Source organism: Emcibacter nanhaiensis (genome assembly GCF_006385175.1).
Lineage (GTDB): Bacteria > Pseudomonadota > Alphaproteobacteria > Sphingomonadales > Emcibacteraceae > Emcibacter > Emcibacter nanhaiensis.
Genome location: NZ_VFIY01000018.1, coordinates 145,214 through 168,560, shown reverse-complemented (window position 1 = coordinate 168,560; position 23,347 = coordinate 145,214). Strand labels below are relative to the sequence as shown.

Genomic DNA, 23,347 nt, shown 5'->3' with positions numbered 1-23,347 from the left:
GAGTCCATGATTTTGTGATCAAGAGGTTGGTTTAATCGGAATTTGATCAATCAGCAGTTATGCCGTGTCCTTCAAATATATTTTGTTTGTACCACTCAAAAGTACGGGCCAACCCTTCTTCAAGACTTACCTTCGACTGATATCCGGTCAATTCCATCGCTTTTGTCATATCCGGGCACCGTCTGGGAACAGAACCCTCGGTTTCAGGCATATAAGTTAGTCCCTTGCCCTTTCCTGTGGTTTTAATGATGGCCAAGGCAAGGGTTTCCATTGTAATTTCGTCATCCGTGGACCCCAGATTCAGTGCAACTCCCTCACACTCCGGAGTAAGAGCCACCCGTTCCAGGAGGTCTACTGCATCATCGACATAGCAAAATGTACGTTTATGGGTCGGTGAATAAACCTTCAGAGGCACGTCGCCCTCCAGTTTGTACGCCCGCTCAAGCAAAATCGGAACCACATGCGACATACCCATTCTGGGGCCGTACACATTGTGGGGGCGGATAATTGTAAAGGGCAGTTTGGAATGGTGACACATGGCTTCTCCATAAATTTTGGAAAGCATGTAAGACGTTCGAGGTTCTGCCAGGTCTGTTAATCCAAGAGGAGTGTCTTCGGGAGTGGGGATCGGAAGATCAAAGTATTTCAAGGTCCCCGCATAAATTTCACTCGTAGAGGCAAAAACCAGACGATTTAAATTCTTCTGTTTTTTGGCAAATTCAATGATGTTAGACAGCAGCTCGACATTCTTTGTCAGTACTTCGTAGGGACGTCCCAGCACATGAGGTACACCAATGATGGCAGCAAAATGGTATATGATATTGTAGTCCGTATCCAACTTGTCAATAAAAGAGGGATCAAGAAGGTCGGCTTCTATCAGGGTTACATTTTTTTGGGAAAGAAAAGCCTCCAGGTCCGGATCCTTTGCCGCACGAGCAAAATTGTCCAGCAAGTGAATTTCATTACCGCTTTTCAAAAGCTTTTCTGCAAGATGAAGACCGATAAATCCGGCACCACCGGTTATTAGGATTTTGCTCATTTTATACCTTTGCCAATAAATTTAATATTCAAATTGTTTGTTGCTATGTCGTTTACCTGTTCCGGGGTCAGTACGTTGTTTGCATCCAGCAATTGGACGTTATTTTCAGCAACCCACCTGACAACATCAATGTCCCTATATTCCTTGTGCGGTACTGCAAAGACAACTGCGTCAATCCCTTCAAGTGAGGGGAGTTCCTCTAGAACAGGGCGGTCCAATTCTTCCCAATGCTCGACCAAGGGGTCCTGTACAATCAGCTTTGCGCCTTTTTTTTCTGCAGTCACAACAAAGGGTTCAGAGGGAGAATATCTCGTGTCACCTACGTCCTGGCGATAACTGACCCCCAATAAAAGAATTGTTTTTCCTTCCAGGTTCCCGCCAAGCTGCTTTTCGATTTTGTCCAGGGCCGTAATAGGCATCTTTTGGTTCGCGGCAACGGCTTGCTTGCAGAAAGGGAATTTCAGGTCGGTAAAGCCAAATAATTCCCGGGCTCCAATATCTACGAAATGGGGATCCTTGGTGAGACAATAGCCCCCGACCCCGAAACCAGGTTGTCTTATATTGCTGTGAGTGGGTCTTATTCTGATGGCATCCAGGACCTGGAAAAGGTCCACACCGGCGGCTTCTGCAAAAGCTCCCCATTCCTGAATGAGGGCAATATTTGCAGCTCTGTAGCTGTTTTCCAGAACTTTGGCGGTTTCCGAAGCGGTAGTGGAGTGAAGGCGGGTCAAGGGAAAGTTGTCGACATCAATTACTTTTGAAAGGAACGCTTCAGCGGCATTGGCAGCTTCTTCAGTGGCACCGGAATAAACCCGCCAGAAATTGACGATGGATTTGAAATAATCTTTACCTGGCATAACCCGTTCGTAGGAATGGGCAACCAAGAGGCTGTTTTCATCAAAGCCCCGGGCTTTCATAGCAGATCGTAGCTCTGGGATAACGACTTTCTCACACGTTCCTGGAGGCACGGTTGTTTCGAGCAAGACAAGCGTACCAGGTTTTGCATTTTCTCCGATTACGCGAAGTCCGTTTTTAAAGCTGTCAAAGGAAGCGGAATGGGTTCCGTCTTCTTTTTCAATCACATCCAGGTGAATATCAACAACTATGATGTCGGCCAAGCTATAGGTTTTCGGATCAGTTGTCGCTACCAAGTTTCCACTATCTATGACTCTGTCAAAGGCAGCCTGCAATTCGACGTCATTGCTGACGATAGGTAACTTTCCGCTATTGATGGAGGTAACTTTTTTTAGTCCGACTTCGTTTGGAAGGTCTACCCCAATCACATTGTAATAGGGGTTATTATTTTGATCCTTTGCGTCTGCAACAGCGATAGCCATCGCCATTCCGACAAAGCCCAATCCCTGGATGCAAACTACGGGTCTTTCGTGCGAGAAGATTGATTGTGCATTCATACTAACCTGCTACATTTTATTATAAAATTTATTGCGAATACCTTGAAATTATGAATTCAGAAGGACAGCATAATTTCATTTGAATAAGGTTAAAATCTGGCGAGAAAAACTCTATTTTAACAAGTGCGGCATTTAAATTCCTAAGAATCTATAATGTTATGTTTAAGCTTGCATCAAAAAAAATGGGAAAATTGATAAATTGATATATCTGGAGCGGGTGAAGGGAATCGAACCCTCGTCTAAAGCTTGGGAAGCTTTCGTTCTACCATTGAACTACACCCGCATCGCCGGTTCGGAATCTTCTACCTTCTTTTCTCGACCTTTTCAATAACTCCTTTAAGGACCTCATAAAATGACGCGCCCCTTCCCAGGGGTGGGGGAAGGGGCGCGTCTCTGCCTGACTGCTTTTGTCAAGTGGTCAGTTATGGTTATCCCGGGATCAGAATGCAGCCTGCAGCCGGACATAGAAGGACCGGCCCGGCTCGTTGACCTGGATCTCGGTGCCGTCGTTGCTGTTTGCCCGGTTCAGGTGGTTGGCATAGGCCTTGTCGAACAGGTTGGACACCCCGGCCCGCACCGTGATGCCCTTGCTGAGGTCATAGCGGCCATAGAGGTCAAAGACCGCCCAACCCGGTGTTTCCTGCACATCGCGGCCGCTGCCGGTCATGGCGTTGTCATCAACCCGGGTCTGGGTCACGGCCCAGCGCAGACGCCCGCCAAGCTCCCAGTCCTGCTCTTCCCAGGTCAGGCTGACCTTGCCGGAGAACGGCGGAATCTGGGGCAGGGGAATGTCCAGGTCCTCGTTCTGGCCGTTGGTATAGGCGGCGTCGGCGGCCAGGGCCAGCTTGTCCATGAGCTTGAGGCTGCCTTCCGCTTCAATGCCCCACAGGCGGGCATCGATATTGCGGTAGATCAGCGCGCCGTCACTGACCAGGATGCCGTCTTGGCCGCGGGCATGGTCGCGGAAGATATAGTCCTCGACCTCATCATAATAGGCGGACAGCAGCATGGACCAGCCGTTCTGGCGCAGGCCGTAGCCGGCGTCGATCTGGTAATGCTTCTCCGGCGCCAGGTTCGGGTTGCCGACCCAGCTCATGTTCATCATCGGCACATTGCCCATGTCGCTGGCGATGGACCGCTCGGTAATGTCGGCGGTGCGCACGCTGCGGCTCATACCGATATAGGCGGTGGAGGAGGCGCTGAGGCTGTATTCCAGGCGCAGCAGGCCGCTGATGTTGTCTTCGTCCTTGTCCTCGGCGGTCACGCCGTAATATTTCTGGTACAGCGCGTTAGGGGACCGCAGCATGCCCATGGTGGTGACTTCGTCAGCCGCATTGTGGCTGGCGGAGACATGGTCATAGCGCAGGCCCGCTTTCAGGGTGGCTTTTTCCGACAACGGGGTGGTGCCTTCGATGAACAGACCAATCTGGTTGAGGTCGACGTCGGGGATCAGTACGGACTGCACGAAATTCAGCATCTCCGGGTTCATGTCGTTGCCGATCCGCAGGCCGTCCATATTGCGGTTCTGCAGGTCGACGCCGACATTGAACTTGGTGTCGCCGGCTTCCAGGTCGGCCATCAGCTTGCCGCCGTAGGAGGTGGTGGAGGTGTCGGCTTCGCGGAACATCATCATCCGCTCACGGAGCGAGAAGTTATCCATCACATGGTCAACATCGGACCAGAAGGCGTTGAAATGGATGGCCTTGACCGGGCCTGTCCCGTCGAGCTCCTGGTCGAAATTGCCGCGCAGGCTGATGTTTTCCGAGCTGGGGCTGTCCATGCCGGCGCCGGCAAACAGGGCGTCCTCGATTTTTTCATAGCTGACGCCAAGGCTGGCTTCGGTGTCGTCGTCCTTGAGGCCGGCTTCCAGGCCGCCGCCATATTGTTTGAAGGCGCTGCGCACTTCCTTGCCGTTGCCGTCTTCATAGTTGTTGGCATCCTTGAAATGACCGGTGGCGCGGACATAGCCGGCGCCCACTTTAGCGGAGCCGTCGCCGGACAGGGAGAAGATGTCGCCGTTGCTTTCATAGCCGGCGCTGGCGGCGGCCTTGACGGTCCGGCCTTCCTCAAAGGTCGGGGCCTGGTGTTCGAAGATCACGGTGCCGCCGGTGCCGCCCGGGCCGTATTGCACGGACTGGTAACCGCGCTGCACGATCACCAGGTCGGTGGTCTGGATGTCGCTGTAGCTGCTCGGCGGATCCATGCGGTTGGGACAGCCGTTATAGGTGAAGACCCCGTTGTTGATGATGTTGAGCTGCGTGCGGGCCTGACCGCGGATGATCGGGTCGATGCCGTGGCCGCCCATGCGGCTGCCGTCCACACCGGGCAGGTTGCGCAGGAAATCGCCGCCGTCAGCGGCGGGCAGGGTGCTGGAGTTCTTGGGGATGGCACTGGACAGGGCCGGATTGACGCTGACCTGGCCCTCAACCAGGATTTCCTCCATATCGGTGTTGGGGGTCACGACCGTGGTCTGGGCCAGAGCTACAGACGGCAGGAAGGCCAGTGTGGTTACAAGGGCGGATGTGAGTTTGCGTGCAGAAATCTGCTGCGGAATAAGTTTCTCTGGATACATTTTGTTTTCTCGTGATTTAACATGTTTATTCAGCAGATGCCGTTGCCTGCCCAAGGGGCGCAACAGACTGGTCTACCGGGTGTATTGTGAAATCAGGAGAAAAGGGGCGGGGCGCGCGGGGATGACTTTTTACTGACAGAAAACGGCAGCAGCAGCTCATCATTCAGGGCGACCGGTGTACGTCCGTCCGGAACGAAGACCGTCTGCAGCGGTTCAACCGTAGTCAGAAGGGCGGCATCGACCTTGTGAAACGGCAGACAGAACAGGCACAGGTTATCCTGGGAACTGTCATCGCTCTCTATGGGATTGCCGTTTTCGTCGAAGGCGATCTTCTTGACCCCGTTCGGGGTACAGAGCACATAGACGATGGCATCCGTGTCGGCATTCTGTTCCAGGATTTTGTGGACAGAGGACCAGCTCTGGGCTGCCGATACCGTGGTGACGATGTTGAAGAACAGGGAGAAGAGAATCAGGACACTGGCCAGCCCCCTGAACCCGGGGACAGGAAGACAGTGTCTTTTCTGTGCCTTGATACGCTTCAACATAACTGGACCTTATCTGGTTGATGATCCTATAATTCATCCCCCGGATAAAATCCAGAGGAAAAAGACAGGGCCGGGAATCCGTCACTTTGAGGCACGCTTTGCTTGACGACAGGCCCTTTAGCCGATACCAAGTCTCAATTCATCATAAGCAACCTTATTTTAGGAACAGTAAATGAAACGACATACCGGACAGGACAAGGACAAAACGTCCCGCTGGCGGCTGGAAACCCAGCTGGTCCGCGGCGGCACATGGCGCAGTGAGCTGGGGGAAACCAGCGAGGCCATGTTCATGACCTCCGGTTATGCTTATGATTGCGCCGAGGATGCGGCCGCCCGTTTTGCCGGCGACCAGGAAGGTTATACCTATAGTCGCCTGCGCAATCCTACCGCGGCCATGTTCGAGGACCGTATGGCCCTGATCGAGGGCGCGGAAGTGGCCCGTTCGACCGCCACCGGCATGGCGGCCATCACCCACGCCATGCTGAGCGTGGTCAAGGCCGGCGACCATGTGGTGTCCAGCCGGGCCCTGTTCGGCTCCTGCCGCTGGGTGGTGGAAACCCTGCTGCCCCGCTTTGGTGTGGAAAGCACGCTGGTCGACGGCACCGATAACGAGGCCTGGAAAGCGGCCGTGCGTCCCAACACTACGGCATTCTTCCTGGAAACCCCGGCCAATCCGACCCTGGATGTGGTCGACCTGCAGTTTGTCTGCGACCTGGCCCATGAAAACGGCGCCCTGGTGGTGGTGGACAATGTCTTTGCCACGCCGGTGTTGCAGAAACCTTTGCAGTTCGGTGCCGATATCGTCGCCTACAGCGCCACCAAGCATATCGACGGCCAGGGCCGGGTGCTCGGCGGCTGTATCCTGACCTCGGAAAAAATCCTAGAGGAACATGTACTGCCGCTGATCCGCAATACCGGCCCGAACATCAGCCCGTTCAACGCCTGGGTTATGCTCAAGGGGCTGGAAACCCTTGATATGCGCGTCAACAAGATGTGTGACAATGCGGAAAAGGTGGCCCGGGCGCTGGAAGATATGAACGGGTTTGACTGGGTGCGTCATCCCAGCCTCGCGAGTTTTGCCCAGCGTGACCTGGCGCTGAAACAGATGAGCCGGGGCGGCACGATCCTGGCGGTCCAGCTGCCGGGCGGCCGTGAGCAGGCCTTTAAATTCCTCAACAGCCTCGAAATTGTCGATATTTCCAATAATATTGGTGATGCGAAGAGTCTGATGACCCATCCGGCGAGCACCACCCATGCCAGTGTGGCGGAGGAAGCCCGCCTGGAGCTGGGCATCACCGAAGGCATGCTGCGCCTGTCCGTCGGACTGGAACATCCCGATGACCTGATCGAGGACCTCCAGCAGGCAGCGGACAAGGCCGGAGTGACAGGATAAGTTATGGATGACTCCGAAAATACCTACATTGCGGTAACCGACAATATCTCTGTGTCGGTTATTCCCTTCTTTCTGGATGATGAATCTGAACCGGAAAAAGGGCAGTATATGTGGGGCTACCAGATCCAGATCGAAAATCACGGAGCCGACACGGTGCAGCTGGAACGACGCTATTGGAAAATCACCGATTCCATGGGCCGCACCCAGGAAGTGCGGGGCGAGGGCGTGGTCGGGGAACAGCCGGTCATTGAGCCCGGCGACGCCTTTGAATATACCAGCGGCGCGCCGCTGTCGACGCCGTCCGGTTTCATGGTCGGGTCGTTCCAGATGAGGAAAAGCGACGGCAGCTATTTTGACGTTGATATCCCGGCCTTTTCCCTGGATAGCCCATTTGACGTGCAAATGATAAACTGACATCCATCGGATGAATGCCACCGTAAAATCAGGGTATGAAAAACAAAAGAGATAACGGGAGAAGATTGTGAGCTCAGACAAAAGCAAGGAAACAGACAAGCCAAGCCGCAAGGACGCCGAGGAGGCCGTCAGGACGCTGCTGCGCTGGGCGGGCGACGATCCGACCCGGGAGGGCCTGCTGGATACGCCCAAGCGGGTGGTGAAGGCCTATCAGGAATTTTTCCAGGGCTATGACCAGGACCCCCATGAAATCCTGTCCCGCACGTTTGAGGAAGTGGCCGGCTATGACGAAATGGTCGTACTCCGGGACATTCCCTTTGAATCCCATTGCGAGCATCACATGGCCGCCATCATCGGCCGGGCCCATGTCGGTTACCTGCCGAAAAACAAGGTGGTCGGTATCAGCAAGCTGGCCCGGGTGGTGGAAACCTATGCCAAACGGCTGCAGGTGCAGGAAAAAATGACGGCCCAGATTGCCGACTGCATTCAGGATGTCTTGGAACCCCATGGTGTTGGCGTTATTATACAGGCGACCCATCAGTGCATGACCACACGCGGCGTGCACAAGCATGGGGTGTCCATGGTAACAAGCCGGATGGTGGGATCTTTCCGCAAAGATGAAAAAACCCGGAAAGAATTCCTGTCGGTAGTGGGGAATTTCGAACCCTACCGCGCCTGATCCGGGGCAGGGGAGAACGGGATTTGATCGACTACAGGCCCATTTTGCAGATAAACGGGCTGTTTCTGTTGATTTTGGGGATCGGGATGCTGTTTCCCGCCCTTGTGGATGCCTGGGTCGGCAATCCCGACTGGCAGGTCTTTGCGGTCACTTCCGGCATTGTTATTTTTGTCGGCTCCATCCTGTTTGCTACCAATTTCGCCCGGCATGAGGAACTGACCGTTCAGCAGGCCTTCCTGCTGACGGTGAGTATCTGGGTGATCATCCCCACTTTCGGCGCCCTGCCGTTTGTCTATTCCGAGCTTTCGCTCAGCTACACCGACGCTTTTTTCGAGGCCATGTCGGGCCTGTCGACCACCGGATCGACGGTGATTACCGGGCTCGACGGCGCGCCGCCCGGGATCCTGCTGTGGCGGGGCCTGCTGCAATGGTTCGGCGGGGTGGGCATTATTATCATGGCGGTCATCATCCTGCCGCTGCTGCAGATCGGGGGTATGCAGCTGTTCAAGGTGGCGGCGTTCGATACCTCGGAAAAGGTGCTGCCGCGGGCGGCTCAGCTCGGTTTTGCCATCTCCATCCTCTATGTCGCCCTGACCATGATCTGCGGCGTGGCGCTGTGGGTGGCCGGCATGACGCCGTTTGAAGCGACCTGTCACGCCTTTACCACCATTGCCACCGGCGGTTTTTCCACCTCGGACGGCTCGGTCGGCCATTTTGACAGCAGCCTGATCGATTATATTGTTGTGATGTTCATGATTGTCGGCAGCATGCCCTTCATCCTCTATCTCAAGCTGGTGCGGGGCCAGTCCTGGATCCTGTGGCAGGACAGCCAGGTGCGCTGGTTCCTGGCCCTGCTGGCCCTGCTGGTCAGCTTTGTCACGCTGTGGCTGTGGCTTGGCGGTCAGTATGATCTGGCTGGCGCCCTGCGCTTTGCCAGCTTTAATGTGGTGTCCATTGTGACCGGCACGGGATTTGCCACTACCGACTATACGACCTGGGGATCGCTGGCGATCCTGCTGTTCTTTTTCATCATGTTTATCGGCGGCTGCGCGGGGTCGACCTCCTGCGGGATCAAGATTTTCCGCTTCCAGGTGCTCTGCTCCATGCTGGCCTCCCAGTTGAAACATGTGCTCCGGCCCAGCGGGGTCTTTATCCCGCGCTATAACGGCCAGCCCATTACCGAGGATGTGGCCGGGTCGGTGATCAGTTACCTGTTCCTGTTCATTGCCAGCTTCCTGGTGCTGGCGGTGGGCCTTTCCCTGACCGGGTTGGATTTTGTCACGGCCGTGTCCGGGGCAGGGACCGCCATGGCCAACGTAGGCCCGGCGCTGGGACCGATGATCGGACCGTCCGGCACCTTCCAGGCGCTGCCCGATACGGCCAAATGGTTTCTCACCTTCGGGATGCTGCTGGGACGGCTCGAGCTGTTTGCCGTGCTGGTGCTGTTCATTCCCACCTTCTGGCGGGCCTGATCAGCTTTCCTTCTCATCCACGTCCTCTTCCTCGATGATGGCGATCAGCGCCTGGCGCTGCAGGGCCAGCAGGGAGAAATGGTTGTCGACCCGTTTGATCAGTTCCCGGGCTTCATCGGCGCAGATCCGGCCGGGAGACTTGCTGTTCGGGCTCAGGCTTTCCAGGATGCCGCTGATATTTTCGGCATTTTTCTGGCTCGCCCGGCCGGCAATGTCGTGCCAGTCCACTTCTTCCTCCAGCGTATCGATGGGCAGGAACACGCCGCCGGCCATATGGGCCAGATGTTCGGCGGCAATGGTGGCCTCGGTCTCCCGGGTTAAATGTTCTACCCTGGCAAAGGAAATTTCCACTTCCTTGTTGGGATCTGTGAAATCATAGGCCCGGGTGCGGCCGATGCCCAGATGTTCCATCACCCTGGGGATACCCCCGGCCTGGCGGAACAGTTCGCTGACAACAGCTTTGGTGGAGCCGTATTTGCGGCGCTTCAAAGGATTAAACGACACGATATACTCTTTATTCTTGTGAGGTTATTGATTATGAATAATATAGCATCAAAACTCATGCAGGCGACATAAATGTAGCGCCCTCACAGACAGAAAGCCCATGACCTCCCTATCTTCCGCCCAGATGCTGGAAAAGCTCATCGCCTTCGATACCACCAGCTGGAAAAGCAACATGGCCCTGATCGACTTTGTTCGGGGCTATCTGGCTGATCTGGGGATCGAGAGCGAGCTGTTTTTCAACGAGGAACGCAACAAGGCCAACCTGTGGGCCACCATCGGGCCAAGGGACGTGCCGGGCATCATCCTGTCCGGTCATACCGATGTGGTGCCGGTGGACGGCCAGGAATGGTCGAGCGATCCTTTCATCCTGACCGACCGGGACGGACTGTTCTATGGCCGAGGCACCTCGGACATGAAGGGCTTTATCGCCTGCGTGCTAGCGGCGGTGCCGGCATTTGTCCGCTCACAGCTGAAGGAACCGATCCACCTGGCCTTTTCCTATGACGAGGAAATCGGCTGCACCGGCTGCATGAGCATGATCGAGCATGTGCGCGACATGGCGGTCAAACCGCGGGCCTGTATCGTCGGCGAACCGACCAACATGAAAGTGGTCAACAGCCACAAGGGGCTCAGCACCCTGATCACCCGGGTCAGGGGCGAGGAGGCCCATGCCAGCACCGACCGCGGCGTGAACGCCATTTATTACGCCAGCCGCATGATCGGCTTCCTCGACAACCTGCGTCGGGAGCTTAAGGCGCGCTCCGCGGAGGTGGAGGGCTTTGACCCGCCCTACACCACCCTGGAAGTGGGCACTATATCCGGCGGCGCCGCGCCCAACATCACCCCGGCCCATTGCCAGTTTGAGTGGGAATACCGCACCATCCCCGGCACCGATCCGGAGGAAATCCCCCGGCGGCTGGAAGAGTTTGTCAACAGCGAGCTCCTGCCGGAAATGGGGCCGGGCAAAGACGGCCGGGCACGCATTGACACAGCCTATACCTCCCGGGTGCCGTCCTTGTTGCCGGAAAGCGGCTCTTCGGCGGAAACCCTGGTGCTGGCGCTGGCCAAAAGCAACGAGATGGCCAAAGTGTCCTATGGCACCGAGGCCGGGCATTTCCAGGCCACCGGCGGGATCCCGACGGTGATCTGCGGCCCCGGCAGTATCCTGCAGGCGCACCGGCCGGACGAATATATCGAACCCGGCGAACTTGCCGCCTGTGATGAATTCCTGCAAAAACTCAGGGCGGTGGTCACAAAACCGGCCACCGGAGCATAAAATTATCGGAGCAATTTATGTCAGTAATCGACGCCATCAAAAAACGACAGAGCAACGGCATGATCGAGGACCGGGACGTGCCCCGCGAACTGATTGAGCAGATCCTGGATGCGGCGGTCTGCACCCCGGTGCATTACAATACCAACCCCTGGCGCTTCCAGGTGCTGACCGGCGAGGCCCGTAACCGCCTCGGCAAATATATGGCCCAGTGCTTTGTGGAAGGTCAGCCCGACCCTGACGCGCCGGCGGTGCAGGCGAAAATCCCGGTGATCGAGAAAAAAGCCCTGCGTGCCCCGGTGATCATCGTGGTGGCGGCCGCCAAATCCTCCGACCCCCGCGCCATCGAGGAGGAGGATGTCGCCTCCGCCACCGTGTCCTGCCAGAATATCCTGCTGGCGGCGGAAGAACTGGGCCTTGCCTGCATCTGGCGTACCGGCAGCTTCACCTATGGTGACCGCATGCGGCAACTGCTGGGTTTTGCCGACGGCGCCAGGCTTGCCGGGTTCATGTATCTGGGGTATCCGGCCAGGCAGCCGGCGCCGGTAGAACGGCCCGCGTCTTACGAGTTTACCGAATGGTTCGACGACTAGCGATCAGTTGAACAGCTTTTTCAGCTCGAACCGGTGCTCGCTCTTGCAGAATTCACAGGTCATGGTGATGAGGCCGTCGTCATCAGCCATATGCTTGAGGTCGTCGGCGCTGAAATTGGCCAGCACCTGACGCAGCTTGTCCTCTGAACAGCGGCAGCCGTTGGCCATCGGCACCGGATCAAACACCCTGACCCCGCCTTCGTGAAACAGCCGGAACAGCAGGTCCTGCAGCGACAGGCTGCCATCAAGCAGTTCCTTGTCGGTGACGCTGTCCATCAGCACGCAGGCATTCTGCCAGTGTTCCGCTTCCTCGGCGTCTTCCCGGGTGCGGATCCGTTCCAGGTCGGTATTGCGGGCCAGATGCTGGATCATGATCGCCGCGCCGCTCCATTTGCCGTCGGCGCCGCGTTCGCAGACAATGCGCACCCGCGAGGGCAGCTGTTCCGAGGACTGGAAATATTCGACCGCCGCCTCGCTCAGGGTCTCGCCTTCCAGCGCGACAATGCCCTGGTAGCGGTCCATGAACTTGCCCTGGTCGATGGTGATCAGCATATGCCCTTTGTCGCCCATCAGCACAGCCAGCGTATCCTCCTCCGGCGCAGTCCATTTGTCCGGATCATACTGGGCATAGGCGCGGATCACGCCGCTGCCTTCGCCGGCGGTGGCGAAATCGGCCACCAGGAAGTTGACGCCCCGGTCGCCGCGGATCTGCACGGTCAGGATGCCTTCATATTTGAGCATGCTGCCGAGCATGGCGGCCAGCACCATGACTTCGCCCAGCTCGTGGGAGATTTCGCGGGGCAGCTTGTGGGTGTCCAGCACCTTGCTGATGGTGTCGTCGAGGCGGACAATGCGGCCGCGAATGTCCCGTCCCTCAAGGCTGAAGGGCAGGCAGGCATCGCTATAGACGGGGGCGGGGGTGCTCATGCTATTTCCCGAAACACCACATCAGGATGCTTTTCTGGATATGCAGGCGGTTTTCCGCTTCTTCCCAGATTACCGACTGCGGCCCGTCGATCACTTCGTCGGTCACTTCCTCGCCGCGATGGGCCGGCAGGCAGTGCATGAAGACGGCATCCTCGTCGGCGAGGCGCATCAGCTGCTTGTTGACCTGGTAGGGGGCGAGTACCTGGAGCCGGCGTTCGGCATCACCGTCGCCCATGGACACCCAGGTATCGGTAATCACGCAATGGGCGCCCGCGGTCGCTTCCGCCGGGTCCTGGGTCAGGGTCACCCTGCCGCCGTTGGCTTTGGCCCAGTCCATCACCTGGCTTGGCGGGGTGAATTCCGCCGGGCAGGCCAGCGCCAGTTCGCAGTCGAACAGCACCGCGGCCTGGATCCAGGACACGGCCACATTATTGCCGTCGCCGGACCAGGCGATTTTCTTGCCCTTGATGTTGCCGAGCGCTTCCTCGAAGGTGAGGATGTCGGCCATCACCTGGCAGGGATGGGAGAAATTGGTCAGCGCGTTGATCACCGGCACCCGGGCATATTCCGCCATTTCCAGCAGAGCCTCGTGGGTGTTGGCGCGCAGCATGATGGCATCAACAAAGCCGGAGAGCACCTGGGCGGTGTCGGACACGGTTTCGCCGCGGCCAAGCTGGGTATCGCCGCCCTGCAGCACAACGGCGCTGCCGCCGAGCTGGTGGATCGCCATCTCAAAGGAGACGCGGGTCCGGGTCGACGGCTTTTCAAAGATCATCGCCAGGCTTTTGTCGTCCAGCGGCCGGTCCGGATGGACAAAGCCCTTGCCGTGGCCGCGGGCCACTTCCTTCAGGGTCTTGGCTTTTTCGATGATTTCCCGGGCTTCGGCCTTGCTGAGGGAGGCGAGATCCAGGAAATGTTTTTGTGGCGCATCGAGTTTAAACGCAGTCATGTCAGTCACCTGTATCACTGTCGGCTTTTTTGGCGTCCAGGGCTTTCTTGAGGTCGGTGCAGGTTTTGTCCAGAAGCCCGATGGCTTCCTCGACCTGTTCTTCGGTCACGATCAGCGGTGGCAGCAGACGTACCGTGTTGTCGGCGGCGCCGACCAGCATCAGGCCGTTTTTCAATGCGGTGCCGACGAAATCCGGCACCGGCGTGTGCAGTTTCAGGCCCAGCATCAGGCCCTTGCCGCGCACCACGTCAATCACGTCCGGATAGCTGGAGCCGAGCTTGACCAGCGCCTTGCGCAGTTCGTAGGACATCTGGTCGACATGCTCCATGAAGCCGTCGGCCAGCACCACATCCAGCACCGCATTGCCGACCGCCATGGCCAGCGGGTTGCCGCCGTAGGTGGAGCCGTGGGTGCCGGCTTTCATGCACTGGGCGACCCGGTCGGTAGCCATGCAGGCGCCGAGCGGGAAGCCGCCGCCGATGCCCTTGGCGGTAGCCAGGATATCGGGCTTGATGGCGCTGTGCTGATAGGCGAACAGCTTGCCGGTCCGGCCCATGCCGCACTGGACCTCGTCAAACATCAGCAGGATGCCGTGCTTGTCACACAGCTTGCGCAGGATTTCCAGATTTTCGCGACTGACCGGGCGGATGCCGCCTTCGCCCTGGACCGGTTCGATCAGGATCGCTGCGGTTTCCTCGGTGATATGCTCCTCGACCTTGCTCATGTCCTTGTAGAAAGGCACATGGTCGAAACCGTCGGGCATCGGGCCAAAGCCCTTGATCAGTTTCTCGGACCCGGCGGCGGCGATGGTGGCCAGGGTCCGGCCGTGGAAACAGCCTTCGAAAGTGATGATCCGGAAGCGGTCGGGATCGCCGTTGTCGTCATGGAACTTGCGGGCCATCTTGATGGCGCATTCCATGGCCTCGGCGCCGCTGTTGGTAAAGAACATGCTGTCGGCGAAACATTCCCGGGTCAGCCGCTCGGCGAGGCGTTCCTGTCCCTCGATCCGGTACAGGTTGGAGGTATGCCAGATCTTGCCGGCCTGCTCGGTCAGCGCCTTGACCAGCGCCGGATGGCAGAAGCCGAGGTTGTTGACGCCGATGCCGCTGCCGAAATCGAGATAGCGGTTGTCCTGGGCATCATAGGCATAGACGCCTTCGCCTCGGACGAAAGCGACATCGGCCCGTGCATAGGTGGGCAGCACGGGAGGAACAAAAGACTGGTCCGTATTATCGCTCTGACTGTTTTTCATAACTTGCTCTCTGATTTCTTCTTTACATACTTCGGGTTCCCAAACGCCGGAACCCCTCAAAAGAGGCGAAATATCCCCGGAACCTTAGGGTCTGTCAATAAAAAGAATATGACAAGGGGATAAAAACGCCCGCTCAACTCAATGAATTATACCATGCAGACTTAATGTGACCCTCAGGGTCGGAGTCGGTAGCCGCTCTTGATCATTTTATAGCAGGCGGTCCACAGGATCACATTGAGCACGGTCAGGTAAATGACCCCGATCACCGGATCGCCGTCGGACCGGCCGATCATGCCGTAGCGGAAGCCGTCAATCATATAGAAGAAGGGGTTGAACTGGCTCAGCTGGTGCCAGATGCCCGGCAGCCGGTCAATGGAATAAAAGGTGCCGGACAGGAACGACAGGGGCACGATGATGAAATTGTTGATGGCGGTCGATTGTTCGAACTTCTGCGCCCAGATCCCGGCGATGACGCCGAGCAGGCTCAGCAGCATGGTGGTGGCAAGACCGAAAAAGGCGATCGCCCAGATATGGGTGAAGGGAATGCTGACGAAAATGAACATGGTCAGGGTCAGCATCACCGCCACCAGGAGGCCGCGGGTCACCCCGCCCATCACGTAAGCAAAGGCCATTTCCCCGGCCGACAGCGGGGCCAGCAGCACATCGATGATATTGCCCTGCATCTTGGACGACATGATCGAGGACGACGGGTTGGCATAGGCGTTCTGCAGCGCCGCCATGATGATCAGGCCGGGGGCGAGGAACAGTTGGTAGGGGATATCGCCCGACACCCGGCTCGCGCCGCCCAGCGCCAGGGTGAAGATGGTCATGAACAGGAAGGTGGTGACCACCGGCGCCAGCACGGTCTGGCCCAGTACCTTGTAAAAGCGCCAGACTTCCTTGCTGTACAGGGTCTTGACCCCGATCCAGTTGACGGCGCTGATTTTCTTTTCCCTGAAAGCAGGCAGTTGTTCCTGTGACATCCTTCGTCCCTTACATCCGAACGCACCTTTTAGCGCAGAAAGAAGCGGCCCGCAAGTAATCCTGTCTTGACTTTTTTTCACGCGGCATTAGACATTCTCCCCTTGTGCGCAGTATAGTGTGCGTTTGTAAATGCGTGACTGGAGGATACAGACACAATGGCCTGGACAGACGAACGGGTAGAAAAACTGAGAGAGCTCTGGGACAAGGGCCTGAGCGCCAGCCAGATCGCCAAGGAACTGGGCGAGGGCGTGACCCGCAACGCCGTGATCGGCAAGGCGCACCGCATGGGCCTCGCGTCCCGGCCGTCGCCGGTGAAAACCGATGCGGCCAAGAAACCGGCCAAGAAGGCCGCGGCGGAGAAGGCGCCTGCGCCCGCCAAGAAAAAAGCTGCCGGCGGCAAAGTGAGCCTGCTGGAATTGACCGAGCGCATGTGTAAATGGCCGATCGGCCATCCGGGCGACCCCGATTTCCATTTCTGCGGCAAGCCGAGCCGTCCCGGCTTCCCCTATTGCACCGAGCATTGCGCCGAGGCCTACCAGGTGCAGCAGCCGCGCCGCGACCGCCGCGCCAACCGGGGCCGGATCAGCGCGACCCCGGTGCGGTAACAGAGACTACAGAGCAGAGATACAGAAGGCGCCATTCGGCGCCTTTTTTGTTTGGTTACAAGTGCCGGTCTACGTCCATGCGCACATGCAGGAGGCGCACGATCTCAATGTCGTTGCTGTCAAGGGGGCGGAAGAAAATTACATGCCGCCCGACCAGGTATTTCCGGTATCCCGGTCGGATGTCGTCGCAGCATGGGGCAAGGGCGGGGTTTTCTGCCAGCCGGTGAAAGGCGGCATCCAGTTGTTTGAGGTAGAAGTTGCGCTGTTGGCGGCCCCATTTCCGGGCGGTGTGGCGGCCGATGGACAGCAGGTCGTCCCGGGCTTTTCGTGTGAGCCGGAACGCCATAATCCTCAGGCGTCCAGTTCTTCCAGCAGGCCGTCCAGCGAATAGTCGGCCTCGCCGCTTTCCTCGCCCTCGACCAGGGCCTGACGCAGCCGGGTGAGGGCGGCTTCCCGTTCCTCCAAGAGGCGCAGGGCGGCGCGAATGGCCTCGCTGACCGAGCCATAGCGGCCGCTGTCGATCTGTTCCTTGAGAAACGCGTCAAAATGCGATCCCAGGGTAATGCTGGTATTTTTGGACATAGAATTGATCTCCTGTCGGCAGGATACCATAAAATACCAAAAATTGGTATTATTTTGTCAAGGGCATCGATGCAGCAGCCGCGCCGCGACCGCCGCGCCAACCGCGGCCGGATCTCCGCCACCCCGGTGCGGTAAAAAGAGCATACACAGCAGACAGGAAGAAGGCGCCTGACGGCGCCTTTTTTGTTGAGGGTGGCCTATCTATTGGAAAAATATATCAAAAAATTAGCTATGAACTAATTATAACTATATAATCAATATAGGTGTATTTGATTACTTTAATCAATTAATAGTATAGTTAAAAGAGTGTTGAGCTAAACATATCCGGTTTGGGAAAATGAAAACGTGGTTTGCTTCTTTGTTATGCGGAATTTTACTAGGAAATATGATTATTATATCCGTATTTGCAAAGCTAGAAGTAACGCCTGGAAGCCTTGGGAGTACAGAAGTGTCTCTTGCTGATATAGCAATGATAATGTTGGCTGCTGCCGGGCTAATGGTTACTGTACTTGGGATTGGAGTAGCCCTATTGGCCTTTGTTGGTAGAGATCAAATTATGAGAAGTGCGGAAAAAGCTTCCGTGGACCACGTTCGAAAAGAAATATTGAATAGTGATGGGTTAATTCAGTCGTTGATTCAAAGTAAAATTGATGAATCGATGGCCCCACTGAGAGAAAATGGGTTTGGACCAGATGTAAATGAAGAAGATGAATACGGTGAACCATAACCAAGAAGTGTGGGCGTCTAAGAGAATGATATGACTCCTGAACAAAGTAAAATCGTAGAAAAATATACTGCAATGACGCCTGTGGCCGTGGGAGCATTGGCAAAAGAGCTCGGCCTTTCTGTTAAGTCGTCTTCGTTGCACGCTAACATCTCTGGTGAGATTCGTCCTGATCCGTCTAACAGAGGGTCATTTATTATTAAGGTAAATAGACATGAACCGAAGACGCGGCAACGGTTCACGGTGGCTCATGAGATAGCACATTATTTGCTACACGAGGATTTGATTGGAGACGGAATTAGTGATGATATCTTATACAGATCAAGTCAATCAAATAAAGTAGAAGCAGAAGCTAATCGGCTGGCCGCAGCAATTGTCATGCCGTGGGAAAGTATCAAAGTTGAACTCGAAAAGATAAAATCGCTTTCAGATGAAGAGAAAGTGACTGTTCTGTCCGAGATATTTAACGTTTCCCAAGTAGCTATGAGAATTAGGTTGGGGTTTTCTACTTGAATATATTGGGGAATAACGTTGATAAGAGCATTTAAACAAGTTGGGTATTGTCCAACTTTGGCACTTAGACCCTCTGAAATGCGGGCGTTGGAAGAGTTGCCCGAGCATGTTAAGGACGACCTTCTGCCTCTAATATTGCTGCAACCATGGACGTCATCCCAGACTCTCGATAAAGCAACGGATCGAATTGCCCAAGCATATGAGAATAGACCTGTTCTTATCGATATAAATGATCGCTATCCATTGACTGGTGACCGCGAAGTTTTTGCAGAGATTCGGGCTCTCCAAAATTCAGTAAACGGTTATGAACATTGGTGCAATTACATCGAAAACAATCAATATATGATACCGATTTTGCAGATCCGAGATCTAGCTCAGCTGCGTGTGCAAGTGACTCGTTTAAGTTCTTTGGACAGAGGACTTGCATTGCGGTTTACCGAAGAAAATATGGTCGGGGCAACAGATATTCTTAATATGGTTGCGGAATTAACCGCTGTTGACACTCTACTTGTCATATTTGATTTTGAGCAAGCTAGCAGGGAGTTATTAGCCCGCGCTTCTGTCGCAATATCATATGTGAACGCTTGTGCAGAAATAGCTCCATCGGCTCATTTTGTAGTGTCTGCATCTAGTTTTCCGGACAGTTTCACAGCAATCACTGAACAGGATATTTATGAAAGAGAATTTTTCTCGCTTGTGTCAGGTGAGCTGGGTGATCTGAATTTGATATATGGGGATAGAGGAAGTGCAAGGGCGATACCACTTCGAGGTGGGGGAGGTACACCTGCACCAAGAGTGGATTACCCATTGGAGAGGACATGGAAGTTCTTTCGCAAAGAATATGAAGCGACAGGTGACTATGATTACGACAAGGCAATGCGGAATATTGCCTATAAAAAAGCCGCGCAAGCATTAACAGCGACAGCATTTTGGGATCCGGAAGTTCGTATTTGGGGGACGCAAATGATTGAAAAGACTACGGAACAAAAACCGGGGTGTATTGACAGCCCAGCGAAAGCCACAGCAGTAAGGATAAACCTTCATTTACATAGGCAAAATTCTTATGGAAGAGAACGTGGGGTTCTCTTAGACACAGATGATGACTTTATTGATTGAATAAAAATATTTAATCAGCAACAGAAATCAGCTTCTGTACCGATTGAGGTATAGGTCCAAACGGGTTGGTTTTGTTTGTTTTAAGTTGTTGATTGCAATGATTATAGAACAAGTCATCAATATTAAGGCTGAATTGCTTTCGCCACTCCACCCAGAAACTAGCTTCGCTTTCACGATGATTTTCTGTTTTTTGTCTACGATAATATCTTGGACTGAGATACTGGATGTCCTCAGGGGTGATAGCTTTGTTTACAGATTTCCAAAAGCAGTCTGAGAACTCTTTGTACTCTTCTCTTAGATATTTTCTATTGCTGCCAATGATGTCTTGGAGTTTCAGTTTCTCTGCTAGAGAAAATTCTCGTGATTTTTTATTTGCCAACCCATTATTTCTGATGAGCCGCTTAATATTTTGATTTTTCATGTTTTTTAAATACAAGCTTTTAAGCGGTGGGCGTATCTGTTTGGGGGCTCGAATATGTTTTACAGAATATCCATCAGTAACTAATATGCCAATATTCTTGCTCAATATTTTTCTAATTCCCTGTAAATGTTTCTCGTGAGCAAAAACAATAATTTTGTCAAAAACTGTTTTGTAAGATTCAATCTGTTTTTCGAGCCGACTAAGCTTGTCTCCTTCACTTTTTATCTCTATCCCGATAAAATCATTTGAAAGTATTGCAAGGTCGGCGCGTGTTTTTAACCTATTAATAGGCATTTCTGATGCAAGAATTGTATGGTTAGGGATATGCCTTTTATCCACGAGATGATTTAAAATGAGAGCTTTAAGTTCGTTCTCGCTTTTTGTGTTTTTTTGCATTTTGGACCCTACAAAGCCATTTTGACGGATATATAAAGCTTATTTTATTTTTCTTCAATATCTGTGATCGACTATCCAAATTCAAGTTTACACATGTTATGGGAGATTTTCCAATCACATCGTTCCAAATCCCTATTCCCCCGGATTGTATAATTTGTTAGGCTCCTTGTCGGGCGGGTGTGGACCGCCCTCAGGACGTAATAACAATAACCTCTAAACCTACGGGGATATTCAATGCAGAGAATGAGCAAGGCCGTGGCCTGGCTGGGCGTCGCCTGTTTCAGTTTGACAGGCGCGATGGCTCATGCCCAGGAAAAGGAAAACGGCGAGAAAAAAGAGCGGGCGCCGCTGGTCCATCTGATCAAGGATCCGTACCCGAGCACCTACACACCGTTCCCGTCCCAGCTCACCGCCATCACCGGCGCGACGATCCTGGACGGCAACGGCAACCAGATTGACGGCGGTACCGTGATCATGAGTGGGGGCAAGATCGTCGCCGTCGGTACCGACATCGCCATCCCCGAGGGGGCCAAAGTGGTGGACGGCACCGGTAAATGGGTGACGCCCGGCATCATCGACGTGCACAGCCACCTCGGCGTCTATCCGGCGCCGGATCATCAGTCCACCGCCGACGGCAACGAAATGACCGCGCCGGTCACCGCTGACGTGTGGGCGCTGCATTCGGTGTGGCCGCAGGATACCGGTTTTGCCCGGGCGCTGGCCGGCGGCATCACCACGCTGCAGATCCTGCCCGGTTCCGCCAATCTGATCGGCGGCCGCGGCGTGACCCTGAAGAATGTGCCCGCCCGCACCCGCGAGGGCATGCGCTTCCCCGGCGCGCCCTACAGCCTGAAAATGGCCTGCGGCGAGAACCCCAAGCGCGTCTACGGCAAGAAGGGCGGCCCTGCCACCCGCATGGCCAACATGGCCGGCTACCGCAAGGCCTGGATCCGCGCCCGCGACTACAAGGAAAAATGGGAAAACTATTATGCCGACTATGAAGCCGGCGAGGATCCCGCGGCCCCGACCCAGGACCTGGAGCTGGATACGCTGATGGGCGTGCTGGACGGGGAAATCCTGATCCATAACCATTGCTACCGGGCCGACGAAATGGTCGACATGATCAATATGGCCCATGAATTCGGCTACAAGATCACCGCCTTCCATCATGCGGTGGAAAGCTACAAGATCGCCGATATCCTGGCCAAAGAGGGCGTCTGTTCCGCCATGTGGGCGGATTGGGGCGGCTTCAAGCTCGAGGCCTATGACCGCATTAACGAGAATATTCCCATGGTGGCCCGGGCCGGCGCCTGCGCCATCGTCCATTCGGACTCCGATGTTGAAATCCAGCGCCTGAACCAGGAAGCGGCCAAGGCCTGGGCGGACGGCAGGAAGGTGGGCATCGATTTCACCGAAGCGGAAGCCTTTACCTGGCTGACCAGGAATGCGGCCGAAGCGCTCGGCATCGCCGACCAGACCGGCACCCTGGAAACGGGCAAAATGGCCGATGTGGTGCTGTGGTCGGGCAATCCCTTCTCGGTCTATAGCCTGGCGGAACAGGTCTATATCGACGGCGCGCTGATGTATGAGCGCGGCAACGAGGCGCTCTCTCCGCAGAGCGACTTTGAAGTCGGCCAGAATGGGAAGGGAGACCACCAATGAGACAGCTTCTGAAAACAACTGCAGTCGCCCTTTCGCTTTCCCTGCTGCCGTTTGCGGCCGGGGCGGAAACCGTCGCCATCACCGGCGGCAAGCTGCTGACCATGGGTAAAAGCGGGACCATTGAAAATGGCACCGTGCTGATCGAGGACGGCAAGATCAAACAGGTGGGCGCGGAGGTGAAGGTTCCCGACGGCGCCCGTGTGATTGACGCCAGCGGCAAAGTGGTCGCACCGGGCTTCATGGAAAGCGCGACTCTGATCGGCCTCAGCGAGATTTCGCTGACCAAGGACTCCAACAACCACAGCGCCAAGGATGCGCCGTTCTCGGCGGCCTTTGACGTGCGCTACGGCATCAATCCCGACACCGTGGAAGTGGCCAACCATCGCAACGAGGGGCTGACCCGCACCGTGGCGGTGCCGAGCGGTTCCGGCCATCTCTTCTCCGGCGGCAGCGCCGTGCTGTCGCTGTCCGGCACGCCCGATGTGAAGAAGGGGCCGATCATCGCCTCGCTCAGTGACGGCGGCAATGCCTCGGTGGCCTGGACCCGGCTGCGCATCATCCTCGACCAGGTCAAGGCCTATGCCAAGGACCGTTCCGACATCCTCAACGGCAAGGGCCGCAACCAGTTCCTGCTGTCCTATGAGGATATGGACGCCCTGATCCCGGTGATCCGCGGCGACCGCAAGCTGGGCCTGGAACTGCAGCGCAAGGCGGACATCCTGCAGGCCATCGCGCTCAAGGAGGAATATGACCTGGATCTGTTCCTGATCGGCGTGCCCGAGGCCTGGAAGGTGGCGGACGAACTGGCTGCGGCCGACATGCCGGTGGTGATCGACGCCCAGGCCGACCTGCCCTACAAGTTCACCAGCCTCGGCTCGACACTGCACAATGCGGCCCGGCTGGAACAGGCCGGGGTGACCTTTGCCATTTCCAGCCTCGGCGAGGCGCACCGGGCCTATCTGATCAGCCAGTGGGCCGGTCTCGCGGTGGCGCACGGCCTCAGCTATGACGGCGCGCTCAGGGCCATCACCGTCAATCCGGCGAAAATCTACGGCATTGATGACAGCTACGGCAGCCTGGAGAAAGGCATGGACGCCGACGTGGTGGTCTGGGACGGTGACCCGCTGGAGGTCACGTCCAATCCGGACCATATCTTTGTCCAGGGCGTGGAATATCCGCGTGTCTCCCGCAAAACCATGCTTCGCGACCGTTACCTGAAGCTGGATCCGGACATGCCGCACGCTTATCAATAAACCTTGTCACGGCCGGGTGGAATACTGCCCGGCCGTCCCCCATTCCGCCGTTCGGCCATAAAAAATA

24 protein-coding genes and 1 tRNA gene are annotated in these 23,347 nt (G+C 55.7%); 12 read left to right on the top strand and 13 right to left on the bottom strand.

Going from position 1 to position 23,347, the window contains the following annotated elements; translation table 11 throughout:
* Window positions 1–46: 46 nt before the first annotated feature.
* The 5 genes from FIV46_RS14875 to FIV46_RS14855 all read right to left on the bottom strand — a co-directional run bounded on the left by FIV46_RS14875 (window position 47) and on the right by FIV46_RS14855 (window position 5,568).
* Window positions 47–1,039, bottom strand: a complete 993-nt coding sequence (locus FIV46_RS14875) for an NAD-dependent epimerase/dehydratase family protein (protein ID WP_139941720.1) — start codon at window positions 1,037–1,039, stop codon at window positions 47–49.
* Window positions 1,036–2,451 (bottom strand): nucleotide sugar dehydrogenase, encoded by a 1,416-nt coding sequence (locus FIV46_RS14870; protein WP_139941719.1) that lies wholly within the window; start codon window positions 2,449–2,451, stop codon window positions 1,036–1,038. Before FIV46_RS14870 ends, FIV46_RS14875 begins: the two co-directional genes overlap by 4 nt.
* A gap of 209 nt (window positions 2,452–2,660) precedes the next feature.
* Window positions 2,661–2,734: transfer RNA gene (locus tag FIV46_RS14865), tRNA-Gly, on the bottom strand.
* Window positions 2,735–2,890: 156 nt separating this feature from the next.
* Window positions 2,891–5,023, bottom strand: coding sequence for a TonB-dependent copper receptor (locus FIV46_RS14860; RefSeq protein WP_139941718.1), 2,133 nt, complete (start codon window positions 5,021–5,023; stop codon window positions 2,891–2,893).
* A 92-nt stretch (window positions 5,024–5,115) separates the two neighbouring features.
* Complete coding sequence (locus FIV46_RS14855) at window positions 5,116–5,568, bottom strand: hypothetical protein (RefSeq protein ID WP_139941717.1); 453 nt, start codon at window positions 5,566–5,568, stop codon at window positions 5,116–5,118.
* Window positions 5,569–5,740: 172 nt separating this feature from the next.
* On the opposite strand from FIV46_RS14855, the gene metZ reads away from it, so the two are divergent.
* The 4 genes from metZ to FIV46_RS14835 all read left to right on the top strand — a co-directional run bounded on the left by metZ (window position 5,741) and on the right by FIV46_RS14835 (window position 9,526).
* A complete protein-coding gene (metZ, locus tag FIV46_RS14850) occupies window positions 5,741–6,961 on the top strand; it encodes an O-succinylhomoserine sulfhydrylase (protein WP_139941716.1) in 1,221 nt (406 codons plus the stop codon).
* Between the two features lie 3 nt (window positions 6,962–6,964).
* Window positions 6,965–7,375, top strand: coding sequence for a Co2+/Mg2+ efflux protein ApaG (gene apaG / locus FIV46_RS14845; RefSeq protein ID WP_139941715.1), 411 nt, complete (start codon window positions 6,965–6,967; stop codon window positions 7,373–7,375).
* Between the two features lie 67 nt (window positions 7,376–7,442).
* Window positions 7,443–8,054, top strand: a complete 612-nt coding sequence (folE, locus tag FIV46_RS14840) for a GTP cyclohydrolase I FolE (protein WP_139941714.1) — start codon at window positions 7,443–7,445, stop codon at window positions 8,052–8,054.
* An 86-nt stretch (window positions 8,055–8,140) separates the two neighbouring features.
* A complete protein-coding gene (locus FIV46_RS14835) occupies window positions 8,141–9,526 on the top strand; it encodes a TrkH family potassium uptake protein (protein WP_139941713.1) in 1,386 nt (461 codons plus the stop codon).
* Here the strand turns inward: FIV46_RS14835 and FIV46_RS14830 are convergent, their stop codons facing one another.
* Window positions 9,527–10,030: a hypothetical protein gene (locus FIV46_RS14830; protein ID WP_139941712.1), complete on the bottom strand. Its 504-nt coding sequence runs from the start codon at window positions 10,028–10,030 to the stop codon at window positions 9,527–9,529.
* Window positions 10,031–10,130: 100 nt separating this feature from the next.
* Here FIV46_RS14830 and argE point away from each other — a divergent pair, with 100 nt between their 5' ends.
* Together argE and FIV46_RS14820 are read left to right on the top strand one after the other, a co-directional pair.
* Window positions 10,131–11,306 carry an acetylornithine deacetylase gene (gene argE / locus FIV46_RS14825; RefSeq protein WP_139941711.1) on the top strand — a complete coding sequence of 392 codons (1,176 nt, stop codon included), beginning with the start codon at window positions 10,131–10,133 and terminating at the stop codon, window positions 11,304–11,306.
* 17 nt (window positions 11,307–11,323) lie between these two features.
* Window positions 11,324–11,896, top strand: coding sequence for a nitroreductase family protein (locus FIV46_RS14820; RefSeq protein ID WP_139941710.1), 573 nt, complete (start codon window positions 11,324–11,326; stop codon window positions 11,894–11,896).
* A 3-nt stretch (window positions 11,897–11,899) separates the two neighbouring features.
* Here FIV46_RS14820 and hslO read toward each other — a convergent pair whose 3' ends face one another.
* The 4 genes from hslO to FIV46_RS14800 form a co-directional block, all read right to left on the bottom strand.
* Window positions 11,900–12,823 carry an Hsp33 family molecular chaperone HslO gene (gene hslO / locus FIV46_RS14815; RefSeq protein WP_139941709.1) on the bottom strand — a complete coding sequence of 308 codons (924 nt, stop codon included), beginning with the start codon at window positions 12,821–12,823 and terminating at the stop codon, window positions 11,900–11,902.
* A gap of 1 nt (window position 12,824) precedes the next feature.
* Window positions 12,825–13,772 (bottom strand): ornithine carbamoyltransferase, encoded by a 948-nt coding sequence (gene argF, locus FIV46_RS14810; RefSeq protein WP_139941708.1) that lies wholly within the window; start codon window positions 13,770–13,772, stop codon window positions 12,825–12,827.
* A 1-nt stretch (window position 13,773) separates the two neighbouring features.
* Window positions 13,774–15,024: an aspartate aminotransferase family protein gene (locus FIV46_RS14805; RefSeq protein WP_139941707.1), complete on the bottom strand. Its 1,251-nt coding sequence runs from the start codon at window positions 15,022–15,024 to the stop codon at window positions 13,774–13,776.
* A 173-nt stretch (window positions 15,025–15,197) separates the two neighbouring features.
* Entirely contained in the window at window positions 15,198–16,007 is an 810-nt protein-coding gene (locus tag FIV46_RS14800; protein WP_139941706.1) for an ABC transporter permease, read from the bottom strand.
* A 156-nt stretch (window positions 16,008–16,163) separates the two neighbouring features.
* On the opposite strand from FIV46_RS14800, the gene FIV46_RS14795 reads away from it, so the two are divergent.
* A complete protein-coding gene (locus FIV46_RS14795; protein ID WP_139941705.1) occupies window positions 16,164–16,613 on the top strand; it encodes a GcrA family cell cycle regulator in 450 nt (149 codons plus the stop codon).
* A gap of 55 nt (window positions 16,614–16,668) precedes the next feature.
* Here FIV46_RS14795 and FIV46_RS14790 read toward each other — a convergent pair whose 3' ends face one another.
* Together FIV46_RS14790 and FIV46_RS14785 are read right to left on the bottom strand one after the other, a co-directional pair.
* Window positions 16,669–16,959 (bottom strand): type II toxin-antitoxin system RelE/ParE family toxin, encoded by a 291-nt coding sequence (locus tag FIV46_RS14790; RefSeq protein WP_219846145.1) that lies wholly within the window; start codon window positions 16,957–16,959, stop codon window positions 16,669–16,671.
* Between the two features lie 5 nt (window positions 16,960–16,964).
* Entirely contained in the window at window positions 16,965–17,195 is a 231-nt protein-coding gene (locus FIV46_RS14785; RefSeq protein ID WP_139941703.1) for a type II toxin-antitoxin system ParD family antitoxin, read from the bottom strand.
* A gap of 337 nt (window positions 17,196–17,532) precedes the next feature.
* Here FIV46_RS14785 and FIV46_RS14780 point away from each other — a divergent pair, with 337 nt between their 5' ends.
* The 3 genes from FIV46_RS14780 to FIV46_RS14770 are packed head-to-tail and all read left to right on the top strand — an operon-like array spanning window position 17,533 to window position 19,548.
* Complete coding sequence (locus tag FIV46_RS14780) at window positions 17,533–17,922, top strand: hypothetical protein (protein ID WP_139941702.1); 390 nt, start codon at window positions 17,533–17,535, stop codon at window positions 17,920–17,922.
* A 30-nt stretch (window positions 17,923–17,952) separates the two neighbouring features.
* Window positions 17,953–18,432, top strand: coding sequence for an ImmA/IrrE family metallo-endopeptidase (locus FIV46_RS14775; protein WP_139941701.1), 480 nt, complete (start codon window positions 17,953–17,955; stop codon window positions 18,430–18,432).
* Window positions 18,433–18,450: 18 nt separating this feature from the next.
* A complete protein-coding gene (locus tag FIV46_RS14770; RefSeq protein WP_139941700.1) occupies window positions 18,451–19,548 on the top strand; it encodes a beta family protein in 1,098 nt (365 codons plus the stop codon).
* 10 nt (window positions 19,549–19,558) lie between these two features.
* Here the strand turns inward: FIV46_RS14770 and FIV46_RS14765 are convergent, their stop codons facing one another.
* Window positions 19,559–20,365 carry a sce7726 family protein gene (locus tag FIV46_RS14765; protein ID WP_139941699.1) on the bottom strand — a complete coding sequence of 269 codons (807 nt, stop codon included), beginning with the start codon at window positions 20,363–20,365 and terminating at the stop codon, window positions 19,559–19,561.
* A 234-nt stretch (window positions 20,366–20,599) separates the two neighbouring features.
* Here FIV46_RS14765 and FIV46_RS14760 point away from each other — a divergent pair, with 234 nt between their 5' ends.
* Both FIV46_RS14760 and FIV46_RS14755 read left to right on the top strand, forming a co-directional pair.
* Window positions 20,600–22,027, top strand: coding sequence for an amidohydrolase (locus FIV46_RS14760; RefSeq protein ID WP_219846144.1), 1,428 nt, complete (start codon window positions 20,600–20,602; stop codon window positions 22,025–22,027).
* Window positions 22,024–23,280: an amidohydrolase family protein gene (locus tag FIV46_RS14755; RefSeq protein ID WP_139941698.1), complete on the top strand. Its 1,257-nt coding sequence runs from the start codon at window positions 22,024–22,026 to the stop codon at window positions 23,278–23,280. Before FIV46_RS14760 ends, FIV46_RS14755 begins: the two co-directional genes overlap by 4 nt.
* Window positions 23,281–23,347: the final 67 nt, after the last annotated feature.